The organism is Paenibacillus sp. FSL K6-4396 (assembly GCF_038002525.1).
Classification (GTDB): domain Bacteria; phylum Bacillota; class Bacilli; order Paenibacillales; family Paenibacillaceae; genus Paenibacillus; species Paenibacillus amylolyticus_B.
Genome location: NZ_JBBOCR010000001.1, coordinates 5911760 through 5929047, shown reverse-complemented (window position 1 = coordinate 5929047; position 17288 = coordinate 5911760). Strand labels below are relative to the sequence as shown.

Here is a 17288-nt window from a genome sequence, read left to right as displayed (position 1 = left end):
CCTAATTGCTGTCATAACGGTAGGGAAGAAGAGCTTGATACAGGCCTAATTTAATATACTTTTGGGATCGGTGAGGGATGCTTCGCGTCTGGATGTATAGTATGGAAGCAGTAGCATACCAATCATTAATAAAACAAAGGCGATGAAATAGGGTGACAACCCGACACGAAGTTGCCCGGCTGTGATGGGGCCGATGAAAGAGCCGATGGAGGTGGCAATGGATTGCAGCGAGAAAATGCGGCCCAACTTGCTTCCTCCGCTCAGCCGGATAAATAGGGTTGCCATAGCTGGAAAGATGATGCCTTTAGACATCCCAAGTACAAATAATACAGTGGACAAGGGAACTTGCGGAATGGCTGCCATCACAAAAAAAGACAAGGACATTAACAGCACGCCCGCAACCAGACGCAGTTTGGGGGAATACCGGTTGAGAAATAACATGCTGAGGGTGAAGAGTGCCCCAATACTGATTATAGAGAACAGCAGTCCGGTAGACATGATGGACGATTGTCCTCCGCCCCGCAGGGGTAATTCGAAGAAGAGAATCCCTTGAGCACAGGCAATCACCAGAGGCAAGGCAAAGTATCGCCAGGACACCGGCAGGAATGCACTTGTGGCATCTGCTGGTGAAACGTCAGGTTTGGCAGGTTCAGTCACTCTCTCATGCTGCTTGACGATGCCACGGGGCATCGTCATGAAAGCAATCACACCTGTAAGAATGAGCAAGTAACCCAAGCCTGAGAAGGTAGCAGAGAATCCCATGGAACCCACAATGATCGCACCGGCTGCTGGTGATACCACAGACGCGAGGGTATGTACTACCCCATGACCTGACATATACTTCCCCTGTTTCACCGGATCGCTGGATAACTGTGCAAGCAGGGCGAGACATGCAGGAGACAGGAAGGCCAGCACAAACCCGCTGATGGAACGCAGCGCCAGCAGTTGCCATGGTGTCTGGACATAGGCTTGCAGGAGCAGGATGAATCCTGCACCGAGCAGACTGAATACAATGTAGCGGCGACTGCCATGTTTATCGATTTGTGTTCCAGCAATCAGATTGCCAGGAAGATGCGTTAAGGAATAGATGCCCATCATCCAGCCAATGAAGGTAGGGGCGGCTCCCAGCGAGATGGCAAAAGGGGTCAGAATGGGATACTGGGCGTGCAGATCAAATACAGCAAGGAACAAAAACAGGTATAGCCAGATGGCCGTTTTCACATAAGCCCCTCCTTGTTAAGCGATGCTTGTTCAAACTACAGGTCTTGAACGTGTTCCCCGTTCGCCCGGCAGAACCTCATGGTACTACTTGTACGCCCGGCGGGACGAACTTAGACCGTTTATTTTTAAGAGAGAGGGCTTAGCTGACAGCAGCTTCGGAAATCATGTATAATATTCGGGAGTGTTACGAATGAATTCTAATACGGAAGGTGTAGTCATGAACATAGAAGTAATCAAAGAGTTTGTGATGCAGAACTGGCTGGTGATCGTGGTTGCATTGATCATATTGTTCTTTGTTCTGAATGTGGTCAAAACCGTATTGAAATGGGCGATTGCCATCATCATTATTGCGGCTCTACTGATATACAGCGGCATCTCCATTGATCAGATCAAACAGACAGTGACAGACGTACAATCCAGCACGATGGACACATTGAAGAAGGAAGCAACCAGCATGATGCTTAAAGAGGCTTCCAAAGCGAAATACGTCAAAGGACAGGATGGAGCGTTCACCATCACAAGTCCCAATGTGGAGATTAAGGGCAGAACTCAATCGGATAAAGTTGATGTGACCTTCCGCGGAATTTCACTTGGCGAATGGAAACTCGACAATGAAACGATACGTACGTTTGTCGAACAGGCACAGGAGAACAAAACAGCACCAGCATCGTAGTAAAGGGGGAATCGGTACGTGCTGCAGAATTGGCTGGACAGCCTGAAGGAATTGAATGGCATCACGATTATGCTGTTGCTGATTGTGGCTGCTTCATTATTGCAGGGTTGGTCCAGAGGGGCTTCGCGTTCAGCAGGCAGACTCTTTGGGTTCCTGATGGATGGCATTATGGCGGTCATTGGTATTCTGTTGTCGATCGGTTTAACATTGTGGCTTGCACCATATATACAGCAGTGGCTGTCTGAGTATGCTTCTGCCATGCCTAATCGTGAGTTGAACCGGTGGGAACAGATGTATTATACGTTGGTTACGGCGATTGCAGATTTTCCACTAATGCGGTTCGCTGTGTTATTTGTATTAAGCTATGGACTCATCCGACTGATTCTCGGGTTTCTCTCTTCATTTATTTTTAGCAGCAGGCAGGGGTCAGCCGAGGAAAGTGCGCCCAAAGGTATGTTTAGTCGGTTGACGGGTGCATTCATTGGCACGATCATAGGCTCCGTCCGCGGAATGATTGTCATTGCGGTTTTGTTCATGATTGTCAGTCTTTACCCTGGGAGCATGTTCAGTCGATATGTAGAGGCATCTCCGATCTATATGCAAGGGGCCAAATCGGTGATTGAACCGTTGTCTGGTACGTTTATCAAGGACAAGCTCCCTGTATTTACGCAGGCTGTGCAGAAGGAACTGGGCGGCATCCTGCAACGCAAATATGAAGTCATTGACCATAATATTCCGACGGATATAGAATCTGCCGCGAAAGAAATTGTCAAAGGCCAATCGACAGATGAAGCCAAAGCAAGAGCGTTATACGACTGGGTAGGTTCACGTATTCAGTATGACTATGGTAAAGTGGATGACTATGAGCAAAAGGGCATATGGCATGAACAGAATCCACAGAATACATTTGATACACGCAAAGGTGTATGTATTGATTATGCCCGTCTCTATGCCGTGATGGCCCGTTCACAAGGACTTGAAGTCAAAGTTGTTACAGGGCTTGGTTATAACGGCCAGGGAGGGTACGGTCCGCATGCGTGGAATGAGGTGTATTTGAGTGATTCCGAGAGCTGGGTTCCGCTTGACCCGACATGGGCGATCAGTGGAGACTGGTTTAATCCTCCGAATTTTGCCGACACCCATCTAAAGGATCAATCAGCTTAGCAATACAACGGACAAGGGTCCGGAATATGACGACGTTGCCAGGTTATCATGCCGCGAAGAATCAGTTTGAGCGGTATGCATCAAGTCATGAAAGAGGTAGGATGGATGAAAAAACATTCCAATGAGAAGGATGAACTTACGGACAAACGGCGCTTCAGTTACCGAATGAACGTATTTTTCTTCGCTTCCTTTGTTATTTTTAGCGTTATTATTGTACGCTTGGCCTTTTTGCAATTCGTGGAAGGGCCGGAGCTTAGTCAGGAAGAAGCCAGTAACATTACCAAGGATGTACCACTTCCTCCTGTGAGAGGCACGATCTATGATTCCACAGGTGAAGTGAAGCTGGCTTATTCCAAGCCCATTCAGTCGCTATACCTGACGCTTTATAAAAACTATGGAGATGTTGAGGGGAAACCGAGTCCTAACATAGGGGAAGTGCAGGATATTGCAACCCGGTTGCATGATGTGTTTGAACAGTACAAGCTGAAGGATTCAGAGTCACTTACGGTGGAACAAATTATTGAAGAGATGGACTTGAACTCCCGCAAAGCGAACGGTTTTATGCCTCGTCTGATCAAGAGTGATCTGTCCGAGGGAGAAGTCGCTTATTTCCTGCAACATAAGGATGAGTTCAAAGGTATTCAGATCGTCGAGGAGAGTGTACGATTCTACGATCCGGATACGGTAGCGGTTCAGACCATCGGTTATCTGAAGAAGTTCAGAAGTTCGAAGTCCTTGGATAAATACAAAGAGGTGGACGAGGCCAATAAAACGCAAACGGATCCGGGCCTGGTGTATACGGAGAATGAATTTGTAGGCTTTGATGGACTGGAACTGCAATATCAGGATGCTCTCCGCGGCAAAAGCGGATATACATCCGTTGATGTTGATTTGCGTAATTTGCCTGAAGGTGTAGCAGGTTCTACCCCGCCGCAGAAAGGTTACGACCTGATTTCCAGCATTAACAAGAACGTTCAGATGAAAACAGAACAGGCCATTCTGGATCAGTTGAGTTGGCTTCATCGGAACCCAGTGTCGGGTAAATTACACTCGAACGCCAAAACAGGCTTTGCGGTTGCTATGGAAGTGGATACTGGGAAAATTGTTTCTGCGGCCAGTATGCCGGATTATGATACTAACGTATGGAGAACTGGCGGTATAAGCACGGAAGATTACGATAAAATAAAATATATCTATCAAAATGGTACTATTCGTGGATTCCCGCCAGACGATTCAGGTAAACGGGCGGAATCTGTTGTATTGCTTGGTTCCACAATTAAACCGCTCAGTGTATTGATCGGTTTGAAAGAAGGTTTCTTCACTACAAACACCGTATATTCGGATAGAGGTTCAACGACCTTTGGTGGAGACAATCGCAGAGTGCAGAACTCATCAGGGCATGTGTATGGTGCAATGTATCCTCGTGATGCGATTCGTCATTCCTCGAACGTGTTCATGATTGACGAAATTGGTAAAAAGCTTTATTCCAAGTATGGTGCAAAGGGTGTCGACGTTTGGGACGAATACATGGAGAAATTTGGGTTAGGTATCTCCACAGGTGTTGACCTGCCTAATGAATATCTTGGGCGCAAAGAATATGGTCCGGACAGTATCGAGAGTTCTTTGACCAAGCTGGTGTATGCCTCCTTTGGTCAGCAAGGGAAATATACAACGATGCAGCTTGCTCAGTACACGACGATGCTGGCGAATAAAGGTAAACGTATGGAGCCACAACTGGTTAGGGAGTTCCGTGATTCGGAAGGCAATGTGGTCGAGAAGGTAAAACCGAAGGTACTCAGCACGGTAGAGTTTAACGACGCCTACTGGAATGAAGTGCAACGAGGCATGGCCACCGAAGTTTCGGCATTTAGTGGATTCCCTTATGACTTTGCCAGAAAAACAGGAACATCGACACAGGTAGTAGGTGGAAAACCCGTTGATAACGGGGTATTTATCGCCTATGCTCCACGTAATAATCCGAAGCTTGCTGTCGCTGTGGTTATTCCCGAAGGGGGCTTTGGTTCGAGCAGTGCGGCTCCGGTTGCACGTGCGATCTTCGATGCCTATGACGAGGAATTTGGTCTCGACGGTGTACCGAAGAAAGACAAAAATAAAGATTCAGATTCGGAATCAGGCACACAGTGATGTGAGGCATTGGTTACAGAGGGGACCCTTCGTGGGTCCTCTTTTTTGTTTTACGTGGAGAATGATCGTAAGAGTGAACTAATTAGTTGCATTAATATGTAACCATATGAGCTGTATCACGTTTATATAAGGGAAGGGTAAACACGATCTGGAGAACGGGACAACGTTGATATGTCAGTGTTTACATTGAAATCGGTAGATGGGGTAGTGCAACGTTTCTGTTTACGAAAATGTAACCAAAAATTGAAAGACGTGACAGCTAACCTTTGGTAGACTTGTATGAGAAAGGATTAAATTTTGGATTGAACACGTTCACAATACGGATTAAATATTTTATTTTTATAGAGGAACGGGAGAGGCTTAAAACATGTTTAACCGATTGAGGAAGAAACCCATGACTGAGGAAGATACACCCGTCAACAAGCCTTCCACCGCAAGGCTGAATCTGTTTTTTTTCGCGGCATTTGTCATATTCAGTATCCTTATTTTCAGATTAGCCTTTGTGCAATTTGTGGAGGGTCCTGAACTGACGTATATGGAAACGAGTCGTAATACCAAAGACATTCCACTCGCACCTGTTCGTGGTCCCATCTATGATGCTACGGGAGAAATTGCGCTTGCTTACTCGGAACCTGTACAGTCCCTGTATGTGCTGTTATATGAGGATTATCGGAACGATGAACGTAGACAGGAAGCAGAGGAACTGGCTCATGATCTGGCGGCTGTGTTTAAGCAGTTTAATCCAGGGGACAAAGAGCAACCGGATGCGGAAGAGATCATCAAACGACTGGATCTGGATTACCAGAAAACGTTTGGCTATGTACCGAGGCTGGTGAAGTCGGATCTCTCGACCAAAGAAATTGCCTTTTTCATGGAGAAAAAAGCGGATTACCCGGGCGTTATGGTGCTGGAAGAAAACATAAGAAAATATGACCCGGATGGCGTAGCGGTTCAGGTTGTGGGTTACACCAGAGAGTTCAAACGTGCACCAGATTCCATTGCCAAATATAAGGCCATCCGTGAAGGGGCAAGTACCCAGCGTGATCCAGGGCTTGTCTATCATGAAGAAGAGAAGGTTGGGTTCGATGGGCTTGAGCTGCAATACCAGGAAGAACTCCGTGGACGAAGCGGATATCAGTCCATTGATATTGACGCACGTAATCTGCCAGATGGAACGATGTTACAAACACCACCGGAGAAAGGCTACAGTCTGGTTTCCACCATTAACAAGGAAATTCAGATGGCCACACAAGAAGCAATAACGGACGAATTGCGAAGACTCCCTAAGGCAATTACCGGATACGCAGTAGCCATGGAAGTGGATACGGGGAATGTGGTGGCTATGGCGAGTATGCCGGATTATGATCCGAATGATTGGGATTATGACAAAATCAAATATGTGTTCCGGAATGGAACCACCGAGTCGTTCCCACCGAATGATGACAAGCCTAGTCGGGCGGAATCTGTTGTACTTCTTGGATCAGTAATCAAGCCGCTAAGTGTGCTTATTGGATTAAAAGAGGGATTATTTACACCAGGAGAGACCTATCACGATCAGGGATATGCGGTTTTGGGGAAAGACGGACGACAAGTGAAGAACTCGCATTCTGCTTATAATGGTTCTATTACGGCGAGAAGAGCGATTGAGAAATCCTCCAATGCCTTCATGATTGATATGGTGGGTAAACGTTTGTTACGTAATTATGGCTCAGAGAAAGGCATCGATGTCTGGCACAAACACATGCAGGAATTTGGCTTGGGTGTGTCCACTGGTGTAGATCTGCCTAATGAATTTCTGGGTAGGCTAGAATATAAAAATAAAGACGAATCAGCTCTAACACGTTTGGCGTTTGCCTCATTTGGACAACAAGCCAAGTACACCACCATGCAACTCGCCCAATACACGACCATGCTTGCCAATAAGGGCAAGCGGATGGAACCACATCTGGTGAAGGAAATCCGTGATGCGGACGGCAATGTGGTGAAAGAGATCAAACCTAAAGTGCTCAATGAAGTTGATTTTGCCGATGCGCACTGGAATGAAGTGCACAAAGGAATGGTTACCAAAGTAAGTTCATTTGACGGTTTCCCTTACGATTATGCTCGGAAAACAGGAACATCAGAGCAGGGGACCGGACCGAACAAAAAAGAGAATGGTGTGTTTATTGCCTTTGCACCACGAGATAATCCGAAGCTTGCTGTCGCTGTTGTTGTACCAGAAGGTGGATTCGGGTCAGTCAGTGCTTCACCAATAGCACGGAAAATTTTCGATGCATATGATGAAGTGTATGGTCTCGATGGAACGCCGAAAGGTAAGAAAGACGAAGGGAAAGACAAAGAGTAATGCAAAAGAACGTCTCGGAAGTTAGCTCTTTTACCATCGTGACGAGAAAGTTAATGAAGTGAATTAAATACATTTGGACAGGCAGGGGAAATAATCCCTTGCCTTTTTTTTTGGCTTCGGATAAAATTTGCACAAGGGAAACATTATTAGCCTTGATTAAAACTTAATACCTTGTACAACAAAATTAGATGTAGACAAGTATTTTAGGAGAGGGAAAGGGGACGGTTGAATTGTTAATGGTGAAAATGAGGAGTATCCAGAGGGGGTTCATTACGCTAGCGGCTCTGGTTCTGGTTATTGTACTTACGGCATGTTCCAGTGGTGCAGAGACGAGCAGTGGTGGCAAGCTACAAGTAACCGCTACAACGGGAATGATCGCTGACGTAGCACGTGAGGTAGGCGGGGCATATGTTGATGTTACCGGGCTAATGGGCCCGGGAGTTGACCCCCATTTGTACAAGGCATCCCAAGGTGATATTCGCAAACTGGAACAAGCAAAAGTCATTTTCTATAATGGACTGCATCTCGAAGGCAAAATGACAGACATTTTGGAGAAAATGTCCTCAAGCAAGCTGGTTACTGCTGTTACAGAGACTATTCCAGTCGAGGAGTTACACTCAGGCAAAGATACAGGCGGCACCGAATATGATCCACACGTCTGGTTTAACGTCAGCCACTGGATGCATGCGGCAGAAGCCGTACGCGATACGCTCGTGGAGGCGGACCCGGACCATGCGGAAGAATACAAGGCTCAGGCAGAGGCGTATCTGGCGAAGCTCGAAGCACTGGATGCCGAGGTCCGTGAGAAGATTCTGGAGATTCCGGAAGCAAGCCGGGTATTGGTTACGGCGCATGATGCATTTGGATATTTCGGTCAGGCTTATGGCATGAAAGTGATGGGGCTTCAGGGCATCAGTACAGCAGCCGAATACGGCGCAAAAGATGTTAGCGAACTGCGGGATTATCTCGTAGATAACCATATCAAAGCAGTATTTGTTGAATCGAGTGTGCCTGCAAAAGCGATGGAAGCCATCATTGCCGGAGCAGCTCAAAAAGGACATACGGTCAACATTGGTGGAGAACTGTTCTCGGATGCCATGGGGGCTGAAGGAACGGAAGAAGGCACATACATCGGTATGATTCGCCACAATGTTGAGACGATTGTAGAAGCCCTGAAATAATGAATCACATGAAGAGAGGAGTTACAGGATTATGGAAGATACAACTTTATTGGAACAAACTCCTACGAAACTGAACAATAGTCACTTGCAGGGAACGCTGCCAACATCGGCTCCTCTTAGTGTGAGGGATCTGGCTGTTGCGTATCACAAAAAGCCGGTGCTTAGCAGCGTATCCTTCGATATTCCGGAAGGACAGCTCATCGGTATTCTTGGCCCAAATGGCGCAGGGAAATCAACACTGATCAAAGCTGTTCTGGGACTGGTACCGAAGATGCATGGAGAGGTACGGATCTTCGGACAATCGTACCGGGAACAACGTCGCCGCATCGGTTATGTGCCACAACGGGAATCGGTGGACTGGGATTTCCCTACGCATGCGCTTGATGTGGTGATGATGGGACGGTATGGTCATCTGGGCTGGTTCCGTCGTCCGGGGAAAAAGGAGCGGGACCTGGCGGCACACTGCCTGGAGCAAGTTGGCATGGGCGATTACATGTACCGCCAGATCAGTCAGCTGTCCGGTGGACAGCAGCAACGTGTCTTTCTGGCGCGGGCACTCGTGCAAGACGCAGATCTGTATTTCATGGATGAGCCATTTGCAGGTGTCGATGCCACCACAGAGAAAGCGATCATTTCGCTTTTGGAACAGTTGAAGAAACAAGGCAAGACGGTACTGGTTGTTCACCATGATCTGGCGACAGTCGAGGAATACTTCGACCATGTGCTGCTGCTCAATGGACGACTGGTGGCAGGTGGACCAACAAGTGAAGTATTTGTACCGGATACACTGCAAGAGACGTACGGAGGCCGGATTGCGATGATCGGAAGCCGGACGGAGAAAGGCCAGGTGTAGTACATGTGGAACTGGATCGTTGCCATCTTATCTGACCCCAATACACGTTGGATATTGCTTGGCTGTCTGTTATTAGGATTCAGTAGTGGAATTATTGGCTCCTTCACCTTTCTTCGTAAACAGAGCCTGATGGGGGACACCCTTGCTCATGCTGCTCTGCCTGGGATCTGTATTGCATTTATGTTGACGGAAACGAAGTCGGTCGGATTATTCCTGTTCGGTGCTCTGGTGGCTGGCATTGTCGCTACCTTCGGAATCTCGTGGATTACACGCTACTCCCGAATCAAGCAGGATGCGGCGATGGGAATTGTGCTGACCGTATTTTTCGGGGTTGGTGTAGTGATGCTGACGCGCATCCAGCATGGGGCGAGCGGAAGCCAAAGCGGACTCGATAAATATTTGTTTGGGCAGGCGGCATCCATGGTCATGACGGATGTGTATGTTATGGGTGGCGTATGTCTTGTATTACTGATTGCCTGTCTTGCCTGGTTCAAGGAATTTAAACTGGTGAGTTTTGACCCGGGATTTGCACGTGGTATGGGTCTGCCAGTTGCCATGTTAGAGCAGCTCATCCTGCTCTTGACGGTAATCGCGGTGGTGGCCGGAATACAAGCCGTTGGTGTCGTGCTTGTTGCGGCCTTGCTGGTAACCCCAGCAGCAGCGGCACGTTGCTGGACCGACTCACTTGCACTGATGGTGGTATTGGCAGGCATATTTGGTGCATTGAGTGGTGCAACAGGGACCATCTTCAGTACGCTTGTACCTAATCTGCCGACAGGACCTGTAACCGTTCTTGCGGCTACGGCATTGTTTGCTGGATCAGCCTTGCTGGCTCCGCGTCGTGGATTATTAGCTCGACGGTTGCGCAGTATTCAGGCAAAGTCGGCGTATATGCGTGAAGAGCGGGCTACACTTCAGACTCTCGCCATACAGCGAAATCAGCAGGAACGGGGGGAGATGTAATGGCAACGTTTTGGATTATCTTGACGGCCGTATTGGTATCTTCCGCCTGCGCCATCCTCGGTTGTTTTTTGATTCTGCGGCGAATGGCTCTGGTCGGTGATGCGATTAGCCATGCGGTTCTCCCCGGCATTGCGATTGCTTTCCTGTGGAGTGGTTCCAGGGATTCCTTGTGGATGCTACTTGGTGCAACGGTGTTTGGACTACTGACGGTGTTCTTCATACAGAGTTTGCAGGCGGGAGGACTCTCGTCTGATGCCTCAATCGGAATTGTGTTTACTGCACTCTTCGCAGTAGGTGTCATTCTGATTAGTCTGAATGCCCAGCATATTGATCTGGATCTGGACTGTGTTTTGTTCGGTGAGATCGCTTATGTACAGTGGGATACACTAACCCTTGGAGGTACGGATGTCGGGCCGAGGGCGGTCTGGATGCTGGGTATTACTTTGCTGGTCATCCTTGTCGTCATTGGGCTGTTCTACAAACAGTTTAAGCTATGTGCCTTCGATCCGGCGCTGGCTGCAGCCTGCGGCATTCCAGTAGTGCTGTTCCACTATCTGCTCATGGGACTCGTTTCGATGACGTCCGTAGCTTCATTTGAAAGTGTTGGTTCGATTCTCGTGGTGGGTATGCTGATTGTACCTGCGGCAACGGCTTACCTGCTCACAGATCGTCTGGGCAAAATGATTCTGTATGCCGTCCTGATCGGAGCAGCATCCTCGGTTGGAGGTTACATCATGGCATACGCCCTGGATGCTTCCATCGCGGGCTGCATGGTAGCTGTTGCTGGAATTTTGTTTGTTCTTGCACTGCTGTTGTCACCGAAACATGGCATCGTATTCCGTTACGCTCGTCGCAAATTCGCGGCACGTTAATTCATAGAGATTGTTAGCCGCCTGCTTTGCAGGCGGTTTTTTTGATTGGATTGTAAACGAAGAAAAATTCAATAGAAGCCCCTCCTGCTGGAGTGAGCTGCTATTGAGATGCCTAAAGGTGGAATGAGGTAGAGGAATATAACAATCCTTACGGTTTCAAAGGCACCCGATGAACCCCTTGGCTTCCTCCCGGTGCGGTTCCGAGATATAAATATTTCCCTTGGCTTACGGCCGTGGTGATGCCATACAATGTTCCTTCCGGATCATGCCAACTACTAATAAGCTCTCCTTCTGGTCCATATTCTGCAACAAGTCCGTGTTTCACCGGGGCACTGGCTCCATTTAACAAGGACTGTGGAACTTTGGACATCGTCGCTGCTAACCAAGGATGACTATGCATGTAATCGGCAAAAGACAGACGGGTTGTGAATACCCCTACCCAGAAGTGTCCCTGTGCGTCACGGGTGATATTGTCCGGAAATCCAGCCAGATTCTCCGCGAAAATATCAGAGGTGCCTTGTTTGGGGCCTTTTAACCAGTACCGGGTCAACTGATAATGATACGATTCTGCGACTAGCACGAAGTCTTCTTCGGCAGACAGTACGACCCCATTGGCAAAATACAAATCCTTAAGCAGTACAGTTGTTTGCTTGGTCAGAGGATCATATTTCAACAATCGTCCATGCGGTTTATTCTCGGCGATTTCTTTGAACATGACCTTGCCATAGTTAGAGGTATCGGAGAAATATATCGTTCCGTCTTGAGCAATGTCCAGTTCGTTCGCAAGGTAGATCGGCCCTCCATCTACTTCATTGGTTAATACTTCGATATTTCCGATCGGGTCAATGGACAGCAGCCCTTTCTGAATATCTGCCACAATCAAATTACCGGCAGCATCAAATTTTAGTCCATTAGGTGTTCCGTGGGTATCGGCGAATACCTCTGCTGGCTGTGCCTTGTCCTCGGCGTCAAAGGTTACTCTGTAAATTTTGCCGTCGGAGTCACCCGCATACAGTCGCCCTTTTTTATCAAAAGTGATAAATTCCGGGAATTTCGCGAGGTCTGTAACCAGTTCAGCGGAGCTAAGTTTGTTGTTTTCTTTCCAGGGACCCTCCTTCTCAAAAGAAGGAGCAGCAGGTGCAGACCAAACCGCGGGTTCTACCGGGGCGGGTATTAGCAGGAATACAATGACTCCCAGCACAATTACCCCTAGCAGGGTCAGGCTCCATCTACGAATTTGTTGACCAGTGGATCGTTTGCGTTGTTTTTGTTCTGTTGACATTAGTAATCCTCCTAATATTGTTTGCGGGGCAATCTACACTTTGAATACGATGTTTTCTCAAAGAAACGATGTTACCGATTGTCCGAAAAAAATACCAATTAAAAATTGGCATAAAACATTTTTGGTAACACTGTTTCTAACAGGAATCATCCTAACCAAAAAGTTGTGCTGGTGTCAAACCTTTTTTTTCAACGTGATAGCTTCATTGACAATCTTTCTACGAATGGTTAGAATGCCTGTTAGAAGTCGGAAACTTCGTTTCCGGTCAGAAACGTGATAACTAAATGAAGGTGATCCTTATCAGTGACGAAGACAAACCTTCGCCATCCACGGGGCGGGCATTAAAAACATATCAGGAAGCTCGTCGGCAAAATACGGATAATCTCCGAAAGCTTGTGGTTGATGCGGCAGCAGCCATTTTGCAGGAAGAAGGGCCGGAGGCTGTTACTGTACGCAGAGTATCGCAAAAGATGGGCTGCTCTACCAAAATCATTTACAGTTTGTTTGTTAATAAAGAAGGTCTTGCCCAGCAGTTGTATCTGGAGGGTTGCAAATTGCTGGCGAAGCGTTTTGAAGAAGTGCCGCCGTCCTCTGATCTCATGCAGCATTTGCTGGATTTGGGCGAAGCCTTCTGGCAGTTCGCACAGGATTATACCAGTTACTACAAGCTGATGTTTGGAGGAGCTTTTGCCGAGTTTAAGCCGGATGCAGAGAGTATGCAGGGAACGATGACTGCCATACGCCGTTTGCTAATTCTAATCAGCACCGCCCAGCAGCAAGGACAGATTTCGGACCAGGAAGATACCGGGACTCTTGTAAGTACGATATGGGCATCACTGCATGGTGTAATCCATCTGTATATGGGTGGCTTCCTCGGCGATGTAAAAGCAGCCCATACCATATACAAACAAACAATGGATCTGATGTCCCAATCCTTGTTTGCAGCAAACAAGCCAGACAGAGCATGATTAGATTTCATCATGGCTGTGCGGAGTAATAAGGTTAAACTAGAAGCGGTTAAAAGAGGTTCATCCTGAATGGGGTGGACCTTTTTGGTTTAAGAATGTATACGATACAAAAAAAGTATGGATAACTCCGAATAAAAGGGGAGGGATGGTGTGCATAGCTTGGAACAGACACCACTTGTATATAGTAAGAAGGTTCATTCGTGAGTGGGTTCTTTGTTGCATATAGATGATCTGTGGTAAAATGTCGTTAGCTGTGACGTCCGGAGCGTCCGTTTTTACGGATGCCGGGCGATCTTGTTGTGAAAGAATGTTTAAAATTAGATAAAGAAAACCTTTAAGTTGAACTGGAGAACCACTGTGGAACGGAGAGGGCAGAAAGGACCTAGAGAAGGGAAATTTGTTTATGAAAGGTAATTCTAAAACAAAGATACTACGACTCGAAAGGTTTTCTGCCCGCGTAGTGCCTGAATGGATATCCATGAGTTTAACTTGGAGAGAGAGACAACCTAGGAGGAACTACTGTATGAGTGAACTGAAATACAAATTGCTTGCATTGGATATGGATGGAACATTGCTTAATGATAATCATGAAATTACGCAGGAGACCGCCAAATGGATTCAGATTGCCATTCGTCGGGGTGTACATGTGTGCCTTTCAACGGGAAGAGCCGTATTCCACGCGATGCCTTATGCGGTTCAACTTGGACTGGAGACACCAATGGTTACCGTTAACGGTAGTGAGGTCTGGAAAGCTCCGCATGATCTGCATATGCGTCATCTGATGGACCCGGTATTGATTCGCAGAATGCAGGAGATCGGTGAGAAATATAACAGCTGGTACTGGGCATACTCCGTGGAAGAGCTGTTCAACCGTGATCGCTGGACGGACAATATTGAAGGTCTGGAATGGCTGAAATTCGGCTTTAATACCGAAGTGGATGAAGTTCGTCACCAGATTATGATGGAACTGCAACAAATGGGTGGTCTGCAAATGACGAATTCCTCACCCGTTAATATTGAGATCAACCCTGCTGGCGTATCCAAAGCAAGTGGTGTAGCCGAAGTCTGCAAGCTGCTGGGCATCGAGATGTCCGAAGTTGTTGCTGTCGGAGATAGTCTGAATGATCTGGCTGTCATTGAGGCCGTGGGTCTTGGTGTAGCCATGGGCAATGCGCAGGAACAGGTGAAGGAAGCGGCTGATCTCATCGTAGCGAGTAACAATGAAGACGGCATCGTCGAAGTGATTCGTGAACATATTTTGAAGGGGGAGTAACCTTTGCTCGCAACCATTGCCTGGATTTTAATTGTGCTGCTGTTTGCAGTGGGGATGGCTGGAACGGTATATCCCATACTGCCTGGTGCTGTAGCGATTTTCTTCGCGTTTCTGGTCTACGGCTGGTTCTTCAGTTTTGATCCGTTCGGTGTGTGGTTCTGGATCATTCAGATTCTGATTGTGGTTGTGTTGTTCGTGGCTGATTATGTCGTCAGCGCATGGGGTGTGAAAAAGTTCGGTGGCTCCAAGTTATCGACCACGCTGAGTACCATTGGTGTTATCATTGGCCCATTTGTCATTCCGGCATTCGGACTGGTATTGGGACCATTTATCGGTGCTTTTATCGGGGAACTGATCGGAGGGTCTTCACCTTCCAAAGCGTCAAAAGTTGGATTTGGTTCGGTCGTGGGGTTATTTACGAGTACCGTGATGAAAATTATTTTGCAAATCGTCATGATTGTTCTCTTTATTATCTGGGTGGTAAGATTCGCCTAAACGTTCAGGATTAGCTTCAACGGGATGCATGTCCGGTGTGGAGGAAAGAAGGGGAATTCGTTTGTCTAAGAAAGAAACATTCATTAGGGGTACGCTTATTCTGGCGGCAGCTGCGCTAATCGCGAGAGTACTCGGATTGGTTCAACGGGTGCCGCTGGAGCATATCCTTGGAGATGTCGGTAACGCATCGTTTACGATCTCCAATACGGTATATTTAATGCTGTTAACTGTAGCAACGGCGGGCATACCGAGTACACTTAGCAAAATGGTATCGGAACGCTATGCGCTCGGACGCGCGGGTGAAGCCCAACAGATCTACCGTGCAGCCCTGATCTTTGCGGCTGTCGCCGGGGTAGTCATGTCTGCTTTATTGTGGTTCGCTGCACCTTATTATGCCACGTATGTCTCCAAAGTACCGGCATCGGTTAGCGCCATTCGCGCTTTGGCTCCAGCCTTGCTGCTGTTCCCGGCCATTGCGATGATGCGTGGATATTTCCAGGGACGCGGCAACATGACAGCGGGTGGTATTTCACAGATTGTTGAACAGTTCGCCCGTGTAGGTACAGCCATTATCGTGGCTTATGTCATGCTGCAATGGAATTATGATGACCAGACGATTGCTGCAGGTGCTTCATTTGGCGGGGTATTAGGAAGTGTGGGTGCCTTCGGTGTCATGCTGTACTTCACCTTGAAGCTGCGTCGTAGCGACCGTGCGGCCCAATTGAATTACGAACGTGCAGAGCAGTTACCGATGCGAGGTATCTACAGTGATATCTTCAAGCTGTCTATTCCAATTGTGCTGTCCTCACTTGCGGTTCCAGCCATTAACTTCATCGATTCATCCCTTGTGGTACCACTGCTTAGTGGCCAGATTGGACTCGAAGAAGCGACTGGTGTACTTGCGATTCTGGGTGCGAAAGCCCAAAGTATTGCGGGTATTCCTCCGATTCTGGCTATCGCTTTAAGTCAATCGTTGGTGCCTGTCATTTCAGCAGCATTTGCCCGCAAGGATGAAGCGCATCTGAAGAGCCAGGTTACACTTGCGTTGCGCATTTCGATTCTGACAGGTATGCCGATTGTCATTGCGCTTTGTGCGGCAGCATATTCGGTCAACGGATTGCTGTTTACCAATCTGGATGGAACGCCGATCATTGCCTTGTTAACATTCGGTACCATTTTCCAGATTACGATGATGACCACCAACTCCATTTTACTCGGGGTAGGGAAACCACGGATTACAATGATCAGTGTCGCAGCAGGTGTTGTGATCAAACTGATCGCAAGTCTGATTCTGGCGCCGATCTTTGGCATTTACGGCATTATTATTGCAACGGCCCTTTGTTTCCTGGTCATCACGTACCTGAATCTGCGGGTCCTTCGCAAAATCGTTGATTTCTCCATCATGGGAGATCGTTGGAAAGGGTTTATCATTACAGTGTTGCTTGCAGCAGGTGTAGGATTTGCAACGAACTGGATTGGGAATACGATCTTTGGACTGTTCCTGCCAGTGCGTGTATCCTTCTTGTTTACCTGCCTTGTGGTTGGTGTGCTTGTGGTGGTGGTGTATCTGGTTCTCATGGTTGTGCTGCGTGTACTGCGCAAGGACGAGCTGGGCAGTTACCCCCGTATTCTGCAAAAAATTCTCCGTCCACTTATGCGTCTTCAACGTGGAGCCGGGCAAAGAGGTTAAAAATACAAAGTGCATTATTCAAGCATAAATATTTTGTGAAATAGGATACAAGCTCTGTCTGCTATTGAAGCGGACAGGGCTTTTTGTATAGTTAAGGCGAGCTGAGCAACTGAACTCCACATTAGCCCAGCAAGCAAGGATAGCAGTGTATATCGGGTATCCAC

Annotated in this window: 14 protein-coding genes; 12 read left to right on the top strand and 2 right to left on the bottom strand. The window is 47.6% G+C overall.

Annotation, left to right across the window (positions count from 1 at the left end):
- Positions 1-45: 45 nt before the first annotated feature.
- A complete protein-coding gene (locus MHB85_RS25925; protein WP_341073923.1) occupies positions 46-1221 on the bottom strand; it encodes an MFS transporter in 1176 nt (391 codons plus the stop codon).
- A gap of 190 nt (positions 1222-1411) precedes the next feature.
- Between MHB85_RS25925 and MHB85_RS25920 the strand changes: the two genes are divergently transcribed.
- From MHB85_RS25920 to MHB85_RS25885, 8 genes are all read left to right on the top strand, one after another.
- Positions 1412-1894: an ATPase gene (locus tag MHB85_RS25920; protein ID WP_174806458.1), complete on the top strand. Its 483-nt coding sequence runs from the start codon at positions 1412-1414 to the stop codon at positions 1892-1894.
- 18 nt (positions 1895-1912) lie between these two features.
- Entirely contained in the window at positions 1913-3058 is a 1146-nt protein-coding gene (locus MHB85_RS25915) for a transglutaminase domain-containing protein (RefSeq protein WP_341073922.1), read from the top strand.
- 105 nt (positions 3059-3163) lie between these two features.
- The gene (locus tag MHB85_RS25910) at positions 3164-5203 is read left to right on the top strand and encodes a peptidoglycan D,D-transpeptidase FtsI family protein (RefSeq protein ID WP_341074278.1); all 2040 of its coding nucleotides are present in this window, start codon (positions 3164-3166) and stop codon (positions 5201-5203) included.
- Positions 5204-5597: 394 nt separating this feature from the next.
- Complete coding sequence (locus tag MHB85_RS25905; RefSeq protein ID WP_192135869.1) at positions 5598-7547, top strand: peptidoglycan D,D-transpeptidase FtsI family protein; 1950 nt, start codon at positions 5598-5600, stop codon at positions 7545-7547.
- 236 nt (positions 7548-7783) lie between these two features.
- Positions 7784-8728 (top strand): metal ABC transporter solute-binding protein, Zn/Mn family, encoded by a 945-nt coding sequence (locus tag MHB85_RS25900; protein WP_192135871.1) that lies wholly within the window; start codon positions 7784-7786, stop codon positions 8726-8728.
- 31 nt (positions 8729-8759) lie between these two features.
- A complete protein-coding gene (locus tag MHB85_RS25895) occupies positions 8760-9581 on the top strand; it encodes a metal ABC transporter ATP-binding protein (RefSeq protein WP_244661134.1) in 822 nt (273 codons plus the stop codon).
- Between the two features lie 3 nt (positions 9582-9584).
- Positions 9585-10544 (top strand): metal ABC transporter permease, encoded by a 960-nt coding sequence (locus MHB85_RS25890; RefSeq protein ID WP_091020798.1) that lies wholly within the window; start codon positions 9585-9587, stop codon positions 10542-10544.
- A complete protein-coding gene (locus MHB85_RS25885) occupies positions 10544-11416 on the top strand; it encodes a metal ABC transporter permease (protein ID WP_047841304.1) in 873 nt (290 codons plus the stop codon). The genes MHB85_RS25890 and MHB85_RS25885 overlap by 1 nt, the downstream gene beginning before the upstream one ends.
- A gap of 148 nt (positions 11417-11564) precedes the next feature.
- Here MHB85_RS25885 and MHB85_RS25880 read toward each other — a convergent pair whose 3' ends face one another.
- Entirely contained in the window at positions 11565-12698 is a 1134-nt protein-coding gene (locus MHB85_RS25880; RefSeq protein WP_192135873.1) for an SMP-30/gluconolactonase/LRE family protein, read from the bottom strand.
- Positions 12699-12982: 284 nt separating this feature from the next.
- Between MHB85_RS25880 and MHB85_RS25875 the strand changes: the two genes are divergently transcribed.
- The 4 genes from MHB85_RS25875 to MHB85_RS25860 all read left to right on the top strand — a co-directional run bounded on the left by MHB85_RS25875 (position 12983) and on the right by MHB85_RS25860 (position 17124).
- A complete protein-coding gene (locus MHB85_RS25875; protein ID WP_181155553.1) occupies positions 12983-13666 on the top strand; it encodes a TetR/AcrR family transcriptional regulator in 684 nt (227 codons plus the stop codon).
- 523 nt (positions 13667-14189) lie between these two features.
- Positions 14190-14939, top strand: a complete 750-nt coding sequence (locus MHB85_RS25870; RefSeq protein ID WP_091020802.1) for a Cof-type HAD-IIB family hydrolase — start codon at positions 14190-14192, stop codon at positions 14937-14939.
- A 54-nt stretch (positions 14940-14993) separates the two neighbouring features.
- Positions 14994-15434: a DUF456 domain-containing protein gene (locus MHB85_RS25865; protein ID WP_047841365.1), complete on the top strand. Its 441-nt coding sequence runs from the start codon at positions 14994-14996 to the stop codon at positions 15432-15434.
- 61 nt (positions 15435-15495) lie between these two features.
- A complete protein-coding gene (locus tag MHB85_RS25860; RefSeq protein WP_341073921.1) occupies positions 15496-17124 on the top strand; it encodes a putative polysaccharide biosynthesis protein in 1629 nt (542 codons plus the stop codon).
- Positions 17125-17288: the final 164 nt, after the last annotated feature.